Source organism: Pantoea phyllosphaerae (assembly GCF_051025595.1).
Taxonomy (GTDB): Bacteria; Pseudomonadota; Gammaproteobacteria; order Enterobacterales; family Enterobacteriaceae; genus Pantoea.
This window is the reverse complement of record NZ_JBPFDE010000001.1, coordinates 1-19003: the sequence shown is the minus strand read 5'-3', so window position 1 is coordinate 19003 and position 19003 is coordinate 1. Positions and strand designations below refer to the sequence as shown.

Here is a 19003-nt window from a genome sequence, read left to right as displayed (position 1 = left end):
CTCAGCCCGAACTGTCATATCTCCCCGCTGGTAACAAATGAGCGGCCAGCACGGTAGGCAGTAAACTTCAGTACTTCGTCGGGCGGGACATAACACCAGACACGTCCAGACCGCCCGTTGTTACCCACCAGCACGATCAGCTCGTGCACTTGCGAACGGCCGATCGCCGGCAGGGGAATGCCCTTTATTTTAAAATTCATGCCAGGCGATTTACCCTCATTACCGGTGTCAGCATAAGAAAGCATGCAATCCTGATGGATGCCTGTTTTGTAAGCGTGCCGGATAAGGAGTGTAAACTGCTGGCGTTTTTTATGGCACTCAGCCAGCAGCGTCAGATTGGTATCAAAAATACGGGCAAATGACTCGCCAGCAATCCGGAACAAAACATGTTCTCCCTTTTTGTCGGACCAGCTGAAAGCGCCCCCGGGCAGGGTCACCCCGTCTGACTGAACATTATAGATGTCACCTGTTATCTGTTTTGCATCCAGTACCCCTCTGATGGTGCAGTTATCTTTAATCGTGACGTTCTCAAGCTCACCCGATGTAGCACGAAGTTTGCCGCTGATATCAGCATTCCTTGCCGTCAGTTTGCCATCAGGCGTGAGTTCAAAAACTGGCGGATTGCCGTTGCTGGTAATGCTGACTGCACGCAGGTATCTGATGAGCGCCTCACGGAAATAGATCTGGTCGTGTTCAATAACCAGTGCGGGCACAGTGTTTCCGTTTTCCGGGTTCACAAACGCCACGCGATCGGCGGCCATCAGGATCTGACTCTGCATCCCCTCCGGTTTTTCCTCAATCCCCATGCCAAAGCCAGCCATGCAGTACTGACCGTTTTTCATCTGCTCAAGCCTGACCGACCACTGCGAATTCAGCCGTCCTTCCGTGTCTTTCCAGCTCTTTTCAATTTTCCCGATTTTTGCTGCGCCCTCTGACAGCTGCTTCATTTTTGTCAGTAAGCTCTGACCAAGATGTGTGTCGCTGATTTTCCCTTTATAAAACGCCAGATAGTCTTCCGCTTTTTCGCTCGCGCTGGCGGCCTGTTCGGTGAAAACCGATTTGCCCAGCGCGTTTACGCTGCGGATATAGAAGTAGTGAACATTGCCCGGCATGAGGCCGTCTTTTATCCAGCAGCTTCCTTCTCCCAGATACTGCGCCTGAGATTCGGCCTGTTGCGCGTCAGCGAGCCGGGAGCTGGAATACCAGAATTCGTAACGTACAGTGGCGTCATACACTGCCTGATGCGGCACCAGCGTGACCTGAAAATAGCCAGGTGTGACGTCGACAGATACGGGGGACTCAGGCGCAGCAACCGTAATACCTGCACAGGCCGGTTCGCTTCTCAGGCCGGCCTCGCTGACTGAGCAGACGCTCAGCGTATAGCACCCCGTTTCTGGCAGAATGAACGCACATTCAGGCCGATCCGTTGTGTTGCTGAAGACCAGGAGTTCTGAGGAGTCATGTCCGCGTGTGACCCGTACGTCAAAGTGTGCGCTGCCTGATGTCCTCAGAACTTCCCACCGTGCGATGGCATGAATGTGGCCGGATGAAGCGCTGACGCTGACATGAAGATGCCGGACAGCGGGCGGTAACATGGCGTGCCCGCTGGCCGGTAGTTCTGAAAAGCGCCTGCCTTCGTCTACCCGCGCCTGCTTCTGCGGGCAGTGCTGCAGCGCGGTTACGGCATAGCCGCCGTTTTCACTTTCACGAATGGCCACACAGCGAAACAGTCTCTGTCGCAGACCGGGTAGTTTCAGTCCCCAGACGCTGAGCGACACCATGCCTTCAGGCAGGTTATCTACTTCGACACAGTCAGGTTCGGGATGGCCGGTCACGTTGACGGTGAAAGGTTGCCCGGCCTCACTCATCAGATTCAGGGTGGCACGGCCCTCATCAGGAAGGGTGACGGGCCGGTCAAGCCTGAGCAGTTTTTTCTCAGGCTCTGCGGCAAGGATGCGGCCACCAGTCACTGTCCCGGCATAATTGTTGTCGCAGATTTCGAAAATATCACCGGGGATATGGCGCAGTCCTTCTGCCCCCACGCAAAAATCGACGGTCTGGGTTTCCAGCAGTTCGGTCTGGATGATCCATAAGCCGGTCCGGTGTGCCTGACCGCGGCTGGTACAGCTAAACGCATCGACCTTCAGCAGGTTACGCGCGTATCGCTTTATGGCCTCGCGGTCTTCCACCAGCTCTACAGAAGGCTGCCAGTTATTGTGTGGATCGATGAAACGCACCTCGACCGCGTTATGGCGGTCCTTCAGCGCGCTGAAGCTGTAATGGAACTGGCCCCCGGCCACGCTGGCATTAGTGTAGGTCCAGACAACATCTGAAGGCGCATCCTGAATAAACGTCAGACGCTGGCCGTTCCATACGGGCATGCAGCGCATCATGCTGCAGAAATCACCAATGACATCGAACGCTTTCCGCTGCAGCGTCAGCCACGCGTTGCAGCGGATGCGGGGCTCCAGCCCACCATAGCCATCACTGACCTTTTCATCACAGTAACGGGCAATGTTATAGAGTGCCCACTTGTCTGCATCTGCAATACCCATTCTCTGACCCAGACCATAGCGTGGGTGCATGAGCAGGTCATACAGGCACCAGGCCGGGTTGTCCGTCCAGGCCTCTTTAAACTCCCCATTCCAGCGATCTCCGGCATAACTGCGCGTCACGGGGTCATAGTTTGCCGGCACCTTTACCAGGCGCCCCCGCATCAGGTAATTGCGATCCGCGCGCTGATTACCTGACTTATCTGAATCAATTTTCAGGCCCGTCACGGCAGTATGGGGATAGCATTGCCGGACATCGGTGATTTCTGTATATGATGACCAGAAGGTCTTATTGAACAGCCGGTTACTCGTGCTGTCAGGCGTACTGCGCGTTACGCGAACGTCAAAGGGCGCAGCCGGCAGGTCTTCAAGGATCACCGAAAACGCAAACGGCTCGTGCGTACGTCCCTTCACGGTAATGTCTTTTTCCATTTTCCAGCCTGCAGGATGCCGGATATGAATTTGCAGGGTGACTGACGCATCCTGCGTTTCGCCTTTTTTGTTGACCGAGAACAGCTGGCGAACGCCCATCGTCATGCGAAGCCGGTCTGTTTCCTTTCCATCCACCGTGCGCGTGACGGCATATTGCGCGGTCACGTCAGCATTGATCAGCTTTTCCCGGGCTGATGCCTCAAATTCCTTTAGCGGTGGCTGATCCGCCGTTCCTGCGTGAAAGCGCATACTGACGCCCTGCACGTTCACCTGACCGTCTGGCCCCAGCACAGGCGTGCCATTAATCAGCACGCTTTTTAAACCGTCAACGAGCCCGGCAACGGGGCCTTCGCTGATAACATCTATTACGCTCAGTACCTGAGAGGAGCGAAGGTTGTCTGGTTTGTCGTGCGGCGTTTTATCATGGTGATGGAAGAAGCCCATTATGCCCCCCAAATAAAAAACCCGCCGAAGCGGGTTGGTTTTCTGACTATGAACCGGGCTATTCAAGCCGCGACAGTTTTCATGCTGAGAATTTTAGACAGCTTTGCCAGGCCTTTTGCGGTAACAAGAACCTGCTCAACGACTTTTTCACTGCCGTCTGAACGTTCTATGACGATAACTTTGTGCTCCAGCACGCCAGCCTGGATGCGATCCTGATACGCCAGCCATGCTTTTCCACCTGTGCAGCGGTATATCCAGTGGTTTTCAGACAACATTTTGAAAAGCGATTTGGGTGGAATTTGAAGGTGCTTAGCAGCGTCAGTAATGCACATGCTGCCGTGGGCTTTTGCGATGTGGTCAAGCGCCTCAACATTAGGCTTCATCTCTTCAACCCTGTGCTCAAGCGCGATAACTTTTTCACTGTACGACAGCAAAGTGCCACGAAGAAACGCTGCATCATTCAGCGCAGCCATGGGATCAAACTTCGGCTGACTCATTGCCTCCAGTTTGTCGACCAGTGAGCGACGAACCGCTTTTGATTCACGGGCAGCCACGCGAAGCGCCTGCTTGATGGTCATCTCTATAACGTTAAAAGGCCGCCCACTGTTAGTGCCAGAAGGTTTTGCACTTTTTGTGTAAAACTCCCCTTCAAGCTCATCTTCGACTTTTTCAATAAACTTGTTATTGCGAACTTCTGGCTCACCGCACTGCTTGCGCGCTTCATTAACCATTGCCAACAGGGACTGACTGATGATCTTCGACATTCGCGTTGCGCCCTTCTCTGTCCATAGCGTCAGCGCCCTTACTTTGCTTGAAATTTGTGAGCCACCGGTAGTGGCTCGCAAAGATTTCACATCAATGCCACTTAGCATGAAGTAATGCTTTCCTTCCCCGAAGCGATCCAGGTTACGAGAGAGGTTCATGCGGATGCTTTTTTCTTCGCAACCATAGCCGACAGCAAGCGACTCAGTGGTAACAACTCGCACGCCAGCCCACTCAATGACAGGAAAACTGAGGGGATCGACAGCCGGATTTTTTTTGCTAGATTAAAGCCAGTTGATAACGATTGTTGCATGTAAGACTCCAATCGATAGTTGATGTAGACCGCCAGCGCCAACTGGCGTTTTTTTCGTTTTGCACTTAGTGATAATCCACCGGTGCCCTCAGCCACGTTAATGGCAATTTCAGATTCTGTGCGTAAACCCCTTCTCCATTCTGCTTCTCAATGTGTTGAGTGTGCTTGTTCAAAATATTGCGAGCATCATTGAAAAGATGATTGAACTCATGTCCGAAATCATGCGCCTGCCCTGCATACTGGGATTTTATCTGGCGCAGAGGCTCACGTAGTTCACGAGAAAAGACGCGCATACGCTCGCCCACATGCCAGAGCCAAACCAGTTTGCAAAGCTCTTCGTCAGTGAACTGAGCATTTACCATCGGCAGAGTTTCTTTGCCGATGTATTCGCCTTCCAACGGAACTCGCGCAGCGAGAGAGAGAGCCTCAGTAAACTGCTCCTCCGAGATTTCTTTGTAGCTGCAACCAAAGTGAGATTTCAATGATGACCACATGGTAATCACCGCTTTCGCCTGTTTTTCTTTCGGTAGCGCCCTGCCACGGTTCAGTACCAGCTGCTTGATTGCTTCTTGCTGCTCAACAGTGATTTTGCCCGTCAGCGCTTTTTTGGCTTTGCGCGGGTTAGCTACCTGCCCCTTCGTCCAGTATTCGTAGAGAACATCATCGCACTCTTCCTGGTACTTGATTACCTTGTCGCGGATTTCAGGTTTGACCTTGTTCGGGCTGATAGTCTGAAGCCAGCCATTCAGTTTGCGTAACGCAAGGCAAGTCATTGCTTGTGAACCGCCCGTGGAAGGTATAACCATTTCGGTGATACCTTTCTTAAAGCGCTCGCTCAGCTTGCGATGCTGCGTTTGCCATGCCATACCCATACCTTCGACTATTGGCTTCATCGGGGTATACGGCTCACCGTTGAGGCTTACCAGATAAAGGTTGTCGCCATGAAAAGGCACGTTGATAGTGGAGATCTGCGCTGATATACTCATCTTTGTTAGTTCCTTGGAAGTTGCTGACAAAATTGAAACCTCATCCGTTGGCGCGGTTGGGGTTTCGTCGTTTTTACTGGATTTTAAGCTCACCTTTCCTCTCCATTTCGATCACCCTATCCATCAGATAGTCCAGCATCCCCTGCACAGAGCGGTAAGTTTTTGCTGCATTACCTTCTAAAAAGTCACGGACTTCTTTGCGAGGGCGGTAAGAGATCTGCTTGCCCTTTTGTATTACTTGTTCCACTATTCACCTCATGTAATTTTAATTGTCACAACAACACATTGCGGGTTGATTATTGCCTCAGATCTTTTTTTGTGTCAATAGGGTATTTTAAATGTCATATGTGAATTTCGATGAGTCATTTCACAAGCGCGTCGCAATCGCACGTAACGCCTCGGGACTTACTCAGGAGCAACTTGCTAATTATGCTGGGATAGGCCGACGCCAGGTTGCAGCTTATGAGGCAGGAACATCAAAGCCCAGAAAAGATGTATTGGTTAATCTGGCAGCAGCGCTTGGCACTACAATAGACTGGCTGACATCTGGTAAGGGTGACGGCCCTGATACAAGCCATGTCAAGAAGACAATAACCGTCAGGCAAGTTCCATTGCTTTCTCATGTGCAGGTAATGGGTATAGGATTTGATTTTGATGATTTCATCAGAAGTGCGTCAGTATGCGACTTTATCCCTGCCCCGCCGGAAGCCGGGGAATATGCTTTCGCCATTCAAGTTAACGGAAACTCCATGGAATCTCCGAGCGGTATATCATTCCCTGATGGAACGATTATCATTGTCGATCCAGAGGAAATGCCAGAGAACGGTGATTTTGGTCTGTTCATACTGGATGACAATGACTCGTTTACATTTAAACAATACATACGTGATCAAGGGCAAGGGTACTTAAAACCACTGAACCCTACATATCCCATGATTCCAACATCTTCAGGGATGACACCTATTGGCAAGGTAATCGCTGCGCAACAATCATTCAGCAAAAGCTGGAAAGCAAGTATACATTCACGTCCGGTTGACAGCATTAAGCCAACAGATTACGAAGCCCTGCAAACTAGGCTTTCTGCTCTCGAAAGCAAGCTTGATAACATTATTGAATTACTCTCAGCCAACAAAAAGCCCACCTGAGTGGGCTTTTTGCTTTCTTGTTCTGGCGCGACCGCGCCCTTCAATGACCAATAACAATGACTTTTCCTTCCCCGCTCATGTCCCGGGTAGAAATCTCCTGAGAAATTACGCGAGACCCCACCCGCATTTCTCCATACAGGACCGGTACCGGCGCGCCCTGAGCCATCATGTTTTCTGTGCCTGAAAACCAGGTGCTTTTGTTATCCCTGGCATCTGCGCCCGCAGGTCGGGGAGCCAGCAGCTGAGCGGCCCCGCCCAGCATCAGGCTGGCCCCCAGCGAAAAAGCCGCCCCGCTCAGCGAAAGCGTTGTCGCGCCCACCGTCCAGACAAAAGCATTCAGACCCGGAATAAATGACGCCGCGATAAGCGCGGCACCGGCAAACAGCTGAAGCAGGCCCCTCCGGGAAGCGCCCTGCAGCCGGGGAACCAGATGGACAACTGCGCCGGACGGTAGCTTTTCATGCAGGCGGGCATGCAGGTTGCCAGTATCAAGATCGCTGCCGGCAATACGCACCTGATAAAGCCCTTTGTTGAACTGGCGCCTGAACTCACCCGACTGCATCACCAGCGCATGCAGCGCTTCTGCCGCAGTCGTCACATGCAGATCAATACGCCTGCCAGACCTGGCGAGGTTGCCGTACAGACACACCCGAACCGGTCGGGCCCTTTCAGATGAATATTCAGGTGAACTCATTCTCATCTCCAAAGCAATAAATGCTGTCACCACAGACCAGCCACCAGCTGCAGGCGCTGTGCCTCATTGCGGCTTTGTCCACAGAACTCAGTTCAGGTGGCCCATCAGGATGGCTGTGAACCAGCGCGATAACCGTGCCGGCGGCGGATGCGCTCAGATAATTTTCAGGGGTGATCAGAAAATGCCGTCGTGGCTCAGGTGAGGCGTTAATGCAGGGTCGATACTGGCAGTCGTCCGGGGTCAGGATGACCAGTCCGCAGCACTCCTGCGGGTAACAGGCCCGGGCGTGGGCGAAGATATCTTCGGAGAGACGCCCGACTGTCGATGCGTTACAGGAGTCCGTCATCTTTCAGAATATGCATTCAGCGAGAGAAACCCGCCAAAGCGCCCGATGTTATGCCGAAGACGGCAACCTGCTGCACAGTTGCCACAGTGATCCTGAGCGGCATCCGTCACGGGTCGCCCGTTGCTGTCCGCAATAACCGGCCCGGTGTACCCACAGTCTGCAGAGCGGTATTCCCATGGGCAAAGGTCGGACAGCATGATGCGGCCCGGGCACAGCAGCCCTTCGGTTTCTGTCGGCACGGCCAGAATAAATCTCGCCGTCAGTGACGTCAGTTCCGCCAGCTGTTCAATAACATAACGGCTGACCACTTCCTGCTGCGGATCGGCGTCCGGATTACCTCGCCTGAAATTCTCTGCATCCAGAAACCGTGCGCAGACCGTTCGCCGTATCACAGCGGCACCCACCAGGCTCTGGTGCGCCTCGGCCAGGCCGGTCACGATGCCATACAGGTTTGAGACAACAACTGACGGACGCGCAGCCGGGCCTCGCCCGCTCATGCCACACTCTTCCATCCTGACGGGATAAGGCCGGTAGCGACGTTTCTGCCAGATAACCGCTTTTCCGAGTTCGTTCTGTTCATTGCAGAAGAAGTAACGTTTACCGCCTGTTGCGGTCAGATCCGCTTCCCACAGGTCAATACGGGCAGACGGCTCTGTCCGGGTCAGCTCACTCAGCATTTGAGAAGGAATGGTGTTCATCGCTGTTACCTCAGGCGGGGACCTGTTCAAATTCGCCGGTTATTTCCGTACGCCTCGCCAGACGCACCGCCGACCAGCGTCGGCAGACAAAGGCGGCAGGATCGGGCTGGCCCGGCGGTTGCCACAGAAAGGCTCTGATACCGCTGTGCCGGGTAAGGAAGTCTTCCACCGCCTGCATAGAGACGTGAGATCCGGACAGCATAATGGCGTAGCGGCTCTGAAGAACATTCAGGCCATCTGCGCGCCGCTGCTCATACCCGTCGCCAAACCGGATTGTCTGCACACGTGGCTCTCGCTCCGCGCGCATACCCGGCCGGATCTTCCAGTTAAATGATTCCATCAGACCCGGCCTCCGCTCATCATGCCGCCGTCACGCTGCTGCTGAAGGAAGAAATCTTTCGCGCCCTGACGCCCCAGCTCATACATCATTCTGGCGGCCTCCGGCCCGAGCTGCCCGTTACGGCCGTCATTGTGAATGGTGACATTAAAGACGGGTGCGTATTTCAGGCCGGCTCCTGTCATCCGGGCCACCACACCCAGCTTACCGTCGGCACCGCGACGTAGTGGAAAGATACCTTCCGGCCCGGCTTCTCCCATGACGCCGGCACCATGGGCAAACGCAAACAGCGTGGGCGTCCTGATCACGCTTCCGCTGAAGGCATGGAGGTCCCGAGAATGAAAAACACCGCCCTGTGCATGAAATGACAACGCATGTTGCTTAAGCAGTCCGGCGAAAAAATCCACGCCCCTGACCAGCGTCATTTTCACCAGGATCTGGGTGAGCATGCTCAGAACGTTTCGGGTAAAGTCGCGAAAACCTGCCTTACCGTTCGTCAGCAGAGCACTCAGCTGTGTGCTTAACCCGTCAAGCGCCCTGGATGACGCCTGTTTTATCTGGCTGTTGGCATCAAGCGCCGCATCCCGGTACTCGGCCCATGCGCTTTTTGCTCCCGCCAGCCAGTCGGCCCGCAGCTTTTCTTCCGCCTGCCAGGTTTTTTGCTGTGCTTTTAACACTGCAGCAAGTACATCTGGCGCCTCTGCATAAGTGGCGCTGAGTCGGGTAACGCTGGCATGCTGCTGCGCCTCCCGTGCCGACAGGCCGTGTTCAAGCGCCGCCATTTCCGCCTGCCGCGTGCGCTGCTGCTCCGTAAATTTTCCAGCCTGCACCTGAAGCTGATTCATGCGTTCCTGAAGCGCAACTTCATCCCCCAGCATGGCCAGTTTTTCCTGCTGAAGCAGGACGCTGGCTTTACCGGCAAGCAGGGATTTTTCCTCATGGGTCAGCTGGCGTTTTTGTGCGGCTTCCTCAAGGACATGAAATTTCGCCTGGGAGGCCCAGAGCTCTTTACGCTGCTGGCTGACAATACCTGCTTCCTGATGCGTCTTCAGAGCGTGAAGCCGGGCCTGCAGCGCCAGCATGTCAGCCTGCGCCTTTTCGCCTGCAAGGGCAGCCGCCGACGGCTGATGTGCGTCCCGCCGTTTTCGGCGGCCTGCGACAAGCGTGTCATAGCGCTGTTTTTCACGGCGCATCGCCTCCTCTTTAACCTCACGGGATGCCCATGAATGGCGGATAACTGACAGCGCGCGCTGATGCTTTTCCTCTTCCGTTTCGTACTGTTTTTTCAGGGCCTGGTCAGCATCGAAACGGCGCTTTTTACGGATTTCCGCATCCTGGTCTGCTTTATCGCGGGCGGCCTTCAGGTCATGCTGAAACTTCTGCTCTTCCAGCCGGGAAAGCCTGTCCCTGTCCTGCTGCGTGACAGGTATCCAGGCTTTGCCCATGGCCTTTCCACCCGCGTTTAACTTCTCCCTCAGGGCAGCAATCTGCTCTTCCAGCGACCGTTCCCGTCCGATGCCCAGCATGGCATCCCATGCCCCCGCCGCCGTCTCCCCCAGCCATTTCCAGGTTTTTTCCAGCGTTCCCAGATGCTGTGCCACCTCATCGCTGCGAAGACGCAGGGTTTCCGCGTAACGATCCATAGCCAGAGCTGCCGCATCGGCTTCACGCCCCTGTTCAGCCAGGCGGGTGATGTTTTCCAGTTCAGTCGCCGTCAGAAAGTGCAGGGATTTATCCAGCGCCCGGACGGCAGCGACGGGCGTATCCTGAAGCCGCGCAAACTGCCGGATAGTCTCTTCGGTGGCCTGACCGGTTACCGTTTTGAGACGGGCCGCGACGTCAGCGACCTGCCGGAGGTGCTGACCGTTAAATAAACCCGAGCCGGTGACCTCCGCCAGCACAGAAGCCGCTTCATGCTGCGTAATACCGTTGCCCGCCAGAGAGCGGCTCATCGCCTGGAGCGCTGAGGTTGTCCGGGCAGCATAATGGCCGGTGAGGATAAGCTTCCGGTTAAAGGTCTCTGCTTCCTGACTGCCCTGATACCAGGCCCTCCCCAGTCCCCAGACAGCAGCGGCAATACCGCCCACCATCCCGGCGATGCTCAGACCGCGCAGGGTCATCAGCTTTTCTATCCATCCGGCATTATTCGCAAGCGTAATGCCGGAGCCACGAAGTGCGCCAAAATTGCCCCGCGCCATTTCGCCAAACAACACGCCAAGCTCGCGCCGCGCCGCCGCGCTCTCCAGTCCCAGAGAGTGTGCTTTCTGACGGGCCGACTCCAGCTTACGGATATAGATTTCCGCCGCATCACCCAGCCCCAGCTGTGCCGCGCGCGTTCTCAGCATCTCTTCACGCGAAAGCCGTTGTGTGGCCAGCTGTGCCTTGAGCTGGCTGAGAAAGCGGGCTTTTGCCTGCGTGGCCTGCACGTCAGCGCGCGAAGCGGAGGAAACCTGCTGCGCAGTGCGCCCGGCCTGCTGCCCCGCGTTTTTAAGCTGACGTTCGACCCGGCCCATTTGCTCGTGAAACCGGGCAGTCTCAGCCCCAAGGTTTACGACAAGATCAGCGATCTGCCGGGACATGGCGTTCTCCTCCCATGGACTCTGCTACGGCCATCAACATCTCATCCGTCATGAGGTCACCGGTTCCTGAGCGACTGAGCAGGCTGAAATCTTCTGCAGTCAGTCCGCATTCGCCAGTGGCGAGCGCCACCATTGTGCTGCTGAGCGCCGCAAATTCAGCATCCAGCAGGCGATGGCTGAACGGCACAGTGGCGAAATAACGCTGCCAGTCTGCGAGTTCAGAAGACGTCATCTCGCTCAGCATCCGGCGCCAGTCAGGGCGGCGAAACTCATGGGCCAGAAACATGATAAATTTCAGCTCCCGTCCGTCGGCTTTACCTTCACGTCATCCTCCCTCGGGCCGAAGGGCTCGGTCGACTTTCCATCCCCGTTGAGATCGCTGAGAACCATCACCTTTTCCGCAGCCAGACACAGCGCCTTTTCGGGCCAGTCGGCCAGAACCCCCTGATAAATATCGTTAACGTCCGCCTCACGATGACAGTTCCAGAGCGCGCGAGAGACAAGCCAGGCACTGTACTCAGTATTGAGCCTGACCAGTACTGCATTCCGGGCCGCGTCAGTGGGGGCCTTATCTTTAACCACTTCTGAACTGGCAACAAAATCAAAAAACTCGGCGCGCTGCAGTGCTGTCAGTTCAGATAACTCCATTTGCTCGGGCCCGTAATGAAACACGGTTTTTTCCAGAAACATCAGAGCCCTCCTTTCTCATGGTTATTGTCAGAATGTGGTACAGGTGCAGGTGCAGGCGACTGCGAAATTTCCTCAGCCAGAACCGGACGGCCGCTGTTCGTAACTTTGATGGTTCGCGTGATGACCTCTTTTGCCGGAATGGTCTTCCCCAGGCTGCTGACCCAGCCCCGGAAAAGATCGACCGTGCCGTTCGGATAGCGGATTTTGTAATAGCGAACCTCCCCGCTGTGAAACCAGCTCAGTAAATCTTTCTGTCCCTGCTCGCCGGGTTTCCAGGCAAGCGTAATACTGGCTTCTCCCGCCGATTTCTCGCCCTGCGCCGTGGCTTTCCAGTCGGCATCCGGGTCGTCCAGCCAAGTGTCGTCGTAACTTTCCGCACTGATTTCCCCGGGCTGCAGCTCCCGGATCTGGGCGAGCCGTGTCCAGCCGTTATCGTCCAGTGGCTTAGCGGTGGCATCGCCGCTGCCGGTGAAAATCAGTAAGGTGGTACCTGCACCTTTGACGGATGCAAGAGGATTGGGTGTCGCCATAGTGGCTCCTTACATCTGATAGGTAATGAGATAAGTCAGATCGGCTGACCCCCAGCTCGCCATTTCACTGTCCCGCTGCCAGTCATAACTCTGCGGCGTGAGCGTATCGATCACGCATGAAAGTGCCGGCACATTAACGAGCGCCGGAAGAATATGGCGTTCAACCCACTCATCCAGTGCCATATCCGGCTGGGTTGCCCGGAGGAATACCTCGATATGCAGCGTGGCCTGCCAGGCTTCCGCATCCAGATAGTTACCGCTGTAGCGGGCATCTGACAGATAAACGGCTACGGCGGGCAGTTCTTTTTCATCAATAAAAACGGGGCGGCCATCATGAAAGGCTGCCCCGCTGATATGGGACTTAAGCGCATCCGTGAGGGTGCGCCTGATTTCAGCATGTTTTTTCATACTCTCCTCCTCACGTACAGTCTCAGTTGCTGCCTGAGCGCGGCAGCCAGTTCGGCCTGCATATCCGTTTGCAGCAGCTGCTGGCTTTGTTTCTGATAACTCTCCGTCAGCGGTCCGGACAGCGGGATTTTTACAACCTGAACCGGATAGCGACTGCGGCCGGTCCGCTGCAGGACATGCCAGCGGCCGTTAGCCAGTTGCTGTATAAATGCATTACGGAACGTAAACCGCCCGATTTTCAGCACACTGCCGTGCCGGCCGCAGACTGTTTTTCGCCGGGACAGTTGCAGACGGGCCGTGCCCAGACTGATAGCCGGCAAATCCCCGCGGTTAACGACCAGTCGCGCGATCGGATCAGCATGGCCCGGCGTGGCCGGGCGTAGCCGGACACGCTGCCTGACCAGCTTCTGGGGAACGCTGGTTTCCTTTGCAACCTCGCGTGTGCAGTGCGTAATGACGCGACGGGCTACACGGTTCACCGCCTGCGCCAGCGCGCGGGGCACCAGCTGACGATCGAGCTCATGCAGGTTATTCAGTGCCTGTTTCAGTCCCTGCATGTTTATCCTCCTCAAGCCAGATTTGCGGCTTGCCGTTATAAAACTGCCAGCGGGTCACCCGCCAGTGTTTCTCCTGCCATTCAACCCGATCATGTCGTTCAGGCTGATAAGCCCGGTCGAAGACAATTAACGACACGCCCTCTCCGGACAGGGGCCCCATGTCAGCCGTAAAGGCATGTTCAGCTGCGCATATCGTTCGTCCATTAATGACCACGGCCTGACCGAACCGCTGTGCGGTGACATCGTCCATCCTGTCTGTCAGGCGCAAAAACGGGCTAGCCAAAAAGCTTAACGGCCACTACGGCCGCCTTACTGTCGGCATTTTCCCAGGCGATACCTAGGGGCACGGCCCCCTCGGTCTTGCTGGCTACCACCTGATGGCCCTGCTCATAAACAGGCTTGCCGATCTGCACAGAGACATCGTTTTTTTTCGGCAAGGTGAAGACGCCTTCCGCCAGGCCAGTTCCGGCGCAACCTTTCGGGGTATCGGTTACGGCAATCACGATACGATCCCCCACATGCACCATATCGCCGCTTTTATAGTCCTCGTCCGCAATGAACGTCAGCGTCTTACCATCCTGCACATAATTTTTTGCCATGTTTCTTCTCCTTCACGGTTCCTGATGACCGGATTTCAGGCATAAAAAAAGCCCTTTCGGGCATTCAGGTTTTTTACGACATATCAGGCAACGCACTGCACCAGACCACGATAGTCAATCGGCGCAACGCCGGCATCAATGCGCACTTTGGTAGTGATACCATCAGCAGTAAAGCCTTCCGTCTGGTCAATAAATGGCGTATCCACACCGTTGAGGTAAGCCACCTCAATCGTGTCCGAACCTTTTGCGGCAGCCAGATAGAACGTGCTCTGGCTGGCGTCATCCAGACGGGGTTCGGCAATGACCGTCGCAAAGTTTTGCACGGGGTTGATGATGCCTGCGTTGATGTCAGCGCCTTTGACAGACGTTGAGCGGATGACCTGGCTGGCAGTGGACTCCATGGCCGTCGGTACAAGCACAAAAGCCGGACGGATGTTGAGATGGCGTTCGCCTTCTTTCTGACGGCGCATCATCTGGCGGGCTTTGTCCAGAGACGCCACGTCCATTGCCGCTGCTTTCAGCACGTTGGCATGACGCGCGCTGTCAAACAACGGCACGTTATCGGTGGAAAGGTTCGGGTTGGTGGTCAGAATGGCATAAACCAGATCCGCCACGGTGGCTTTTGCCGCGCGGCCGAGCTTCATGGGAACATCGGTCAGCACGCTCAGGTCATCGTTGATAATGGCCTGACGGGTGATGCTGAACAGTTCACCGTAGGTGGCCAGAGCAATCGTGGCCTGCTTGTCTGACGTCGTGACGTATTTGTATTCCGCCCCCTCGCGGACCTGACGCAGGGAAGGAAAACCGCCCAGCCCCACACGGTGCGCGATTTTGAAATCGGACAGCTGCCCCTTTTTGGTCCATTCCCCGAACGTTTCAGGCGCCTCTTCCCAGCCCTGAAGAAGAGACTTGCCAGTCACATCCAGCATGATATTGCCATAATCGGACGTGCTGTGCGTAAACGCCAGGCCGACAATTTGTACCGGATTATAACTGGCCACACCGAAGCCCCGTTCGGTCAGCGACAGGCGCGCATGTTCACGAAGCGTCATGCCGTTATAAGGGTTATCCGGCTGGAGTGGTTCATAACCGACCCGCGCCATGATGGCCTGCCGGATACCGTCACCGGTAAAATTCCCGTTTCCGGCATAGATGTGAGGTGCGGCTGTTTTGTTAGATGGCGTGCTGTCTTTGCCCATCTGCGTCAGCAACTTCTCGCGTGCCAGTTCAAGCGTGCACGTCGGATCCGCGATGCAGGCTGCCTGCAGGGCACTGTATTTATCACCGAACATCCCAAACAGGTCAGTGAGCGCCCGTGCGCGGACACGCTGTTCTTCAATGAACTGTTCACGCAAACCCGCTTCGTTCAAATCGACCTGAGGTGTAGCAGGATCATGCGTCAGTCTGTTCTGCGGCGGCGTCAGCATATTGCGAAGGTTTTCTGGCATTTTTTCGTACTCCTCGATACGTTTTGAATCAATGCGAGCCATTGCCTGAACGGCTGGCACAAGCTGGTCAGCGAAGCCCAGTGAGACGCACTGGGTTCCGTCCATCCAGGTCTCTTCTTTCAGCATCCCGGCGATAACCTCATGGGCCAGTCCTGTTTTGGCGGCATAAGCCGGGATGAGCACAGCTTCGATCTTATCCAGCAGCTCAGCGAGATCACGCATGGCCGCGGCGCCCCCCCTCGCAACTGCATGAGGCTTATGGATCATCATGAAACTGTTGGCCGGCATGATGACCAGATTACCGGCCATGGCGATGACGGAAGCCATCGAGGCCGCCACGCCGTCGACATGAACCGTAATGGCAGCAGGGTGAGAGTTGAGTGCGTTGAATATGGCGATCCCGTCAAAAATGCATCCGCCCGGCGAGTTAATATGAAGAGTGATGTGTTTGATCTCGCCGAGTGCTTTGAGATCACTGATAAACTGTTTTGCCGTCACGCCCTGAAAACCGATTTCGTCATAGATATAAATTTCTGCCTCAGCTTCGCCCCGTGCGGCCATCCGGAACCAGGATTCAGTCTTCTTCGCCTGTATCGCCTGACGCTGGCTTATCTGCTTTATTTTCTCGGTCACTGCTGACTCCTTTGTCGTTTGCCGGGTCAGTGTCGAACACCAGCCCCTCTTTCTGGTTTTCATCGACTTCCGCTTTGCGGCGACGTTTAACCTCATCAGGGTTGCGCCCGCACGCCCGCGCCCAGTCGGATTCGGTTGCCGCCCCACCCCGTATCTGAATTTTCCAGGCTGTCGCCTCCTTCACAGGGTCGATCCAGGGCATACCGGGTCCTGAGTAAATGGCGTCATACAGTGTGGAAAGCTCGATGTCGGCGGGTGGCTTAATCACGCCCGCTGCAAGCGCCTGCTTCAGCCATGCGCGATAAACCGGCCGGGTGACAGCAGCAATAAAACAGTCCTGCAGAATGAGATATCCGTCCGTAGACTCCACCAGCTCCTGCCGCTGCGCGCTGTATGTGCCGTTGTAATTGCGGGCGGTGCTCGAAAAGCTCAGACGTGTACCGGCAGCCACGGCACGTAGCTGCCCGTTCCTGAATGATTCAAGGTTGGTGTTGGGTCGGTCTGACTTGATCATGCCAATCTCTTCACCCTGCCGGAGATCGTCATACAACATGCCCGGCTGAATAGTCAGTTCACGCTCACTGCTGCCACTCAGGCTTTCTGAATAGTCCTGCCCGTCACCTTTTTTGATGTACATCCCCAGCGCAGCGGCGATGCGCGCGGCCACCATTTCGCTTTCTTCATAATCTTTCAGCGCGCTCAGGCGGATCATCACACCGGACAGAATGGAGTTACCTCTGACCTGATGCAGACGCCGCGCAAATTTAAGATGCAGCATGGCGTCAGAGGACACCTCCTTGGTATCCGACAGCAACCCGCTGACAGGAAGATTTTTATAAACCTGATATTTAAGCGGCTTGCCCCACTCGTTCAGCCAGACGCCCTGAATAAGCCCGGCGGCAGGATCGGAGTTCATGGTCACAAAATCGGGTTCAAGCGCCTCTAGCCAGAAAGGTACGCCGCCATCTGCCCTGAGCCCGGCACCATGGCCGCTCACCAGCTGAGCAAAAACTTCTCCGTCTCTGAGCCAGGTGCGCAGCATCAGACGCTCCAGTACTGGCCGGGAAAACTCGCCGGTGACATCAGGCCGCAGTGACCATTCACCCCATTTCTTGCGTATGGTTTTCACCAGCTCGGTGGCCACACGGCCGTCTTTCAGAAGCGGATGCGGGTCAACGATGATGCCTTTTGCGCCGATAACGCGCTCTTCCAGCTTGTCCAGTATGCCAATCACCAGGTCATGATTCGCATCCAGCGCCCTGGCCTGCTGACGAAGGGAAACGGCCCCGGCCTGACTGAGCTGGTTGGCTGAGCGTGTTTCGCGTCTGGCCTTATGTGTGCGCGTGGGAAGCGCGGCTTCGTAGGCGCGGATCTGCATGCGGGCACGCAGCCTGGCAGCCTTCCACGATGGCGAAAAAAGACCGATGGCATTATCCAGGAACGACATCAGAACCTCGCCAGGCAATAATCGGCCTGACCGCAGCGCTTTTTCAGCAATCCCGCCAGGCGGTGTTCCCACTCCTGCCGTCCTTCACGAATGGCCGTCAGGTTCTCCATCGTCATGGACTGCCCGTTCAGCATGATGGTTTTGCCACTCAGGACGGCCATCTCTGCCTCGGTGTAATAGCGGATCATGGCTTCCACCTCGCTCTGGTTCATATCCAGCCTCCGTTTGTGATCCAGGGATTGTTAGTCATATCGGTCGTCGTGCCTGATGTAGATGTGTGGACGCGGTTATTCTGGGGGGAGACCTTACGTTCCGGAGCGCTATCGGTCTCACTCTCTTCAATCCAGGTTTCCCGCCTTGCCCAGGCAGGGGCATCCGGCCATTTGATTTTTTCATAGCCATGCAGCATCACCAGCGCATCGGCATAGACGAGCAGGTCAAACCCTTCATTGGCTCCCCGCCCCGGTTTGCGCCACCGGCCTTCCGGAGAACGCTCTTCATAGGTGAGCTCGTCATAAAACCAGCTCCCGATCCAGGCAGGAAAGTGAATGTAATTAGGCCCGGGAGTTTCACGCCACAGCGCATTGTTTATCCGGTCCTTGAGCGCATCCGTCTGGAGCAGATAAAGGGGAACATCTCCTGCTGCATTTGCCCGGCGCGTGGAGCGTCCGGTATTGTCAGGCCAGGTCCGGGTGATCAGCTTGTCACGCTTATGGCTGTCGCCCTTGAAAAGATAAACGCGCTTTCCTTCTCCCTCACGACGGCATTTTCGCCAGAAGCGATAGGCGTTGTCGGTCACACCGTCCTCGCCTCCGGAATCCACAGCCATCGCCATAAGTGACATTCGTTTTGACGGATCGCTGGCCAGCGCCCAGGTTTTGTACAGCACGTCTGAGAGAAGCAGATCCCAGTCCTCTGGATAGCTGGCAGGATCAAGAAGGCAGCTTTCGCCCTGGTCGTCGCAGCGCAGCGAATGGCGGAGGCTATACCGGTCAACGATCCATCTTTCACCCATGCTGCCGTATCCGGTAATTTGCACCACGAAACGACGATGACGGCCGCCCTGAACGTCGACCGTGGCCACCAGAAAATTTACCCCCTCTGCAACTGTTCGCGCGGGGATGTCCTCAGCCCGCTCTTCCAGGCGTTCTCCTCTGCGCTGTTCAAGGGCGGTCCGGGGAAGATAAGGCCGGCCAAAGTCTGTGTTGATGACAGCCCTGAGCGTTTCTTCGCTACCCGTTCTCTGATAATCCTGTTCAGCCGTAAGGTATTTAAAAACCAGCTGTGCCCATGTCTGATAGGCTGCAGCTGGCCCTTCCATCCAGAAGGAGGCACTGTTGCAAATAGTCGGTGGTGATAAACTTATCATCCCCTTTTGCTGATGGAGCTGCACATGAACCCAT

Annotated in this window: 20 protein-coding genes and 1 pseudogene; 1 reads left to right on the top strand and 20 read right to left on the bottom strand. The window is 55.5% G+C overall.

What is annotated here, in order from left to right:
• Nucleotides 1-14: 14 nt before the first annotated feature.
• The 4 genes from ACR6A7_RS00105 to ACR6A7_RS00090 all read right to left on the bottom strand — a co-directional run bounded on the left by ACR6A7_RS00105 (nt 15) and on the right by ACR6A7_RS00090 (nt 5736).
• The gene (locus tag ACR6A7_RS00105; RefSeq protein WP_434122726.1) at nt 15-3428 is read right to left on the bottom strand and encodes a TipJ family phage tail tip protein; all 3414 of its coding nucleotides are present in this window, start codon (nt 3426-3428) and stop codon (nt 15-17) included.
• Between the two features lie 62 nt (nt 3429-3490).
• Entirely contained in the window at nt 3491-4414 is a 924-nt protein-coding gene (locus ACR6A7_RS00100) for a phage antirepressor KilAC domain-containing protein (RefSeq protein ID WP_434122725.1), read from the bottom strand.
• A gap of 154 nt (nt 4415-4568) precedes the next feature.
• A complete protein-coding gene (locus tag ACR6A7_RS00095; protein WP_434123312.1) occupies nt 4569-5489 on the bottom strand; it encodes a phage antirepressor N-terminal domain-containing protein in 921 nt (306 codons plus the stop codon).
• Nucleotides 5490-5562: 73 nt separating this feature from the next.
• Complete coding sequence (locus ACR6A7_RS00090) at nt 5563-5736, bottom strand: hypothetical protein (RefSeq protein WP_434122724.1); 174 nt, start codon at nt 5734-5736, stop codon at nt 5563-5565.
• Between the two features lie 91 nt (nt 5737-5827).
• On the opposite strand from ACR6A7_RS00090, the gene ACR6A7_RS00085 reads away from it, so the two are divergent.
• Nucleotides 5828-6634 carry a LexA family protein gene (locus tag ACR6A7_RS00085; RefSeq protein WP_434122723.1) on the top strand — a complete coding sequence of 269 codons (807 nt, stop codon included), beginning with the start codon at nt 5828-5830 and terminating at the stop codon, nt 6632-6634.
• A gap of 40 nt (nt 6635-6674) precedes the next feature.
• Here the strand turns inward: ACR6A7_RS00085 and ACR6A7_RS00080 are convergent, their stop codons facing one another.
• From ACR6A7_RS00080 to ACR6A7_RS00005, 16 genes and pseudogenes are all read right to left on the bottom strand, one after another.
• Nucleotides 6675-7328, bottom strand: coding sequence for a tail assembly protein (locus tag ACR6A7_RS00080; protein WP_434122722.1), 654 nt, complete (start codon nt 7326-7328; stop codon nt 6675-6677).
• On the bottom strand, nt 7315-7674 hold the full coding sequence (locus tag ACR6A7_RS00075) for a C40 family peptidase (RefSeq protein ID WP_434122721.1): 360 nt from the start codon (nt 7672-7674) through the stop codon (nt 7315-7317). Before ACR6A7_RS00075 ends, ACR6A7_RS00080 begins: the two co-directional genes overlap by 14 nt.
• The gene (locus tag ACR6A7_RS00070; RefSeq protein ID WP_434122720.1) at nt 7671-8372 is read right to left on the bottom strand and encodes a phage minor tail protein L; all 702 of its coding nucleotides are present in this window, start codon (nt 8370-8372) and stop codon (nt 7671-7673) included. The genes ACR6A7_RS00075 and ACR6A7_RS00070 overlap by 4 nt, the downstream gene beginning before the upstream one ends.
• 10 nt (nt 8373-8382) lie before the next feature.
• Nucleotides 8383-8712 carry a phage tail protein gene (locus ACR6A7_RS00065; RefSeq protein WP_434122719.1) on the bottom strand — a complete coding sequence of 110 codons (330 nt, stop codon included), beginning with the start codon at nt 8710-8712 and terminating at the stop codon, nt 8383-8385.
• A complete protein-coding gene (locus tag ACR6A7_RS00060) occupies nt 8712-11288 on the bottom strand; it encodes a phage tail tape measure protein (RefSeq protein WP_434122718.1) in 2577 nt (858 codons plus the stop codon). Before ACR6A7_RS00060 ends, ACR6A7_RS00065 begins: the two co-directional genes overlap by 1 nt.
• Entirely contained in the window at nt 11269-11574 is a 306-nt protein-coding gene (locus ACR6A7_RS00055) for a phage tail assembly protein T (protein WP_434122717.1), read from the bottom strand. Before ACR6A7_RS00055 ends, ACR6A7_RS00060 begins: the two co-directional genes overlap by 20 nt.
• An 8-nt stretch (nt 11575-11582) precedes the next feature.
• Nucleotides 11583-11978: a phage minor tail protein domain-containing protein gene (locus tag ACR6A7_RS00050; protein ID WP_434122716.1), complete on the bottom strand. Its 396-nt coding sequence runs from the start codon at nt 11976-11978 to the stop codon at nt 11583-11585.
• Nucleotides 11979-12031: 53 nt separating this feature from the next.
• Nucleotides 12032-12508 (bottom strand): annotated as a pseudogene (locus tag ACR6A7_RS00045) (phage tail tube protein); the annotation flags it as partial.
• A gap of 9 nt (nt 12509-12517) precedes the next feature.
• On the bottom strand, nt 12518-12916 hold the full coding sequence (gpU, locus tag ACR6A7_RS00040) for a phage tail terminator protein (RefSeq protein WP_434122715.1): 399 nt from the start codon (nt 12914-12916) through the stop codon (nt 12518-12520).
• Complete coding sequence (locus ACR6A7_RS00035; protein WP_434122714.1) at nt 12913-13473, bottom strand: phage tail protein; 561 nt, start codon at nt 13471-13473, stop codon at nt 12913-12915. Before ACR6A7_RS00035 ends, gpU begins: the two co-directional genes overlap by 4 nt.
• Nucleotides 13445-13723, bottom strand: a complete 279-nt coding sequence (locus ACR6A7_RS00030; protein WP_491565903.1) for a hypothetical protein — start codon at nt 13721-13723, stop codon at nt 13445-13447. The genes ACR6A7_RS00035 and ACR6A7_RS00030 overlap by 29 nt, the downstream gene beginning before the upstream one ends.
• A gap of 25 nt (nt 13724-13748) precedes the next feature.
• Nucleotides 13749-14072, bottom strand: a complete 324-nt coding sequence (locus tag ACR6A7_RS00025; protein ID WP_434122713.1) for a DUF2190 family protein — start codon at nt 14070-14072, stop codon at nt 13749-13751.
• A gap of 83 nt (nt 14073-14155) precedes the next feature.
• Complete coding sequence (locus tag ACR6A7_RS00020) at nt 14156-16081, bottom strand: ClpP-like prohead protease/major capsid protein fusion protein (RefSeq protein WP_434123309.1); 1926 nt, start codon at nt 16079-16081, stop codon at nt 14156-14158.
• Nucleotides 16082-16094: 13 nt separating this feature from the next.
• Nucleotides 16095-17600: a phage portal protein gene (locus ACR6A7_RS00015; protein ID WP_434122712.1), complete on the bottom strand. Its 1506-nt coding sequence runs from the start codon at nt 17598-17600 to the stop codon at nt 16095-16097.
• Nucleotides 17600-17812, bottom strand: coding sequence for a DUF6148 family protein (locus ACR6A7_RS00010; RefSeq protein WP_434122711.1), 213 nt, complete (start codon nt 17810-17812; stop codon nt 17600-17602). The genes ACR6A7_RS00015 and ACR6A7_RS00010 overlap by 1 nt, the downstream gene beginning before the upstream one ends.
• On the bottom strand, nt 17809-19003 hold a 1195-nt coding region (locus ACR6A7_RS00005; protein ID WP_434122710.1), incomplete at its 5' end, for a terminase gpA endonuclease subunit. The genes ACR6A7_RS00005 and ACR6A7_RS00010, both read right to left, overlap by 4 nt.

Excerpts from the sequence above, each read along its gene's own strand:
- ACR6A7_RS00105 (WP_434122726.1), bottom strand. The coding sequence starts at position 3,428 with ATGGGCTTCTTCCATCACCATGATAAAACGCCGCACGACAAACCAGAC.
- ACR6A7_RS00095 (WP_434123312.1), bottom strand. The coding sequence starts at position 5,489 with ATGAGTATATCAGCGCAGATCTCCACTATCAACGTGCCTTTTCATGGC.
- ACR6A7_RS00085 (WP_434122723.1), top strand. The coding sequence starts at position 5,828 with ATGTCATATGTGAATTTCGATGAGTCATTTCACAAGCGCGTCGCAATC.
- ACR6A7_RS00080 (WP_434122722.1), bottom strand. The coding sequence starts at position 7,328 with ATGAGTTCACCTGAATATTCATCTGAAAGGGCCCGACCGGTTCGGGTG.
- ACR6A7_RS00075 (WP_434122721.1), bottom strand. The coding sequence starts at position 7,674 with ATGACGGACTCCTGTAACGCATCGACAGTCGGGCGTCTCTCCGAAGAT.
- ACR6A7_RS00070 (WP_434122720.1), bottom strand. The coding sequence starts at position 8,372 with ATGAACACCATTCCTTCTCAAATGCTGAGTGAGCTGACCCGGACAGAG.
- ACR6A7_RS00065 (WP_434122719.1), bottom strand. The coding sequence starts at position 8,712 with ATGGAATCATTTAACTGGAAGATCCGGCCGGGTATGCGCGCGGAGCGA.
- ACR6A7_RS00060 (WP_434122718.1), bottom strand. The coding sequence starts at position 11,288 with ATGTCCCGGCAGATCGCTGATCTTGTCGTAAACCTTGGGGCTGAGACT.
- ACR6A7_RS00055 (WP_434122717.1), bottom strand. The coding sequence starts at position 11,574 with ATGTTTCTGGCCCATGAGTTTCGCCGCCCTGACTGGCGCCGGATGCTG.
- ACR6A7_RS00050 (WP_434122716.1), bottom strand. The coding sequence starts at position 11,978 with ATGTTTCTGGAAAAAACCGTGTTTCATTACGGGCCCGAGCAAATGGAG.
- gpU (WP_434122715.1), bottom strand. The coding sequence starts at position 12,916 with ATGAAAAAACATGCTGAAATCAGGCGCACCCTCACGGATGCGCTTAAG.
- ACR6A7_RS00035 (WP_434122714.1), bottom strand. The coding sequence starts at position 13,473 with ATGCAGGGACTGAAACAGGCACTGAATAACCTGCATGAGCTCGATCGT.
- ACR6A7_RS00030 (WP_491565903.1), bottom strand. The coding sequence starts at position 13,723 with ATGGACGATGTCACCGCACAGCGGTTCGGTCAGGCCGTGGTCATTAAT.
- ACR6A7_RS00025 (WP_434122713.1), bottom strand. The coding sequence starts at position 14,072 with ATGGCAAAAAATTATGTGCAGGATGGTAAGACGCTGACGTTCATTGCG.
- ACR6A7_RS00020 (WP_434123309.1), bottom strand. The coding sequence starts at position 16,081 with ATGGCCGCACGGGGCGAAGCTGAGGCAGAAATTTATATCTATGACGAA.
- ACR6A7_RS00015 (WP_434122712.1), bottom strand. The coding sequence starts at position 17,600 with ATGTCGTTCCTGGATAATGCCATCGGTCTTTTTTCGCCATCGTGGAAG.
- ACR6A7_RS00010 (WP_434122711.1), bottom strand. The coding sequence starts at position 17,812 with ATGAACCAGAGCGAGGTGGAAGCCATGATCCGCTATTACACCGAGGCA.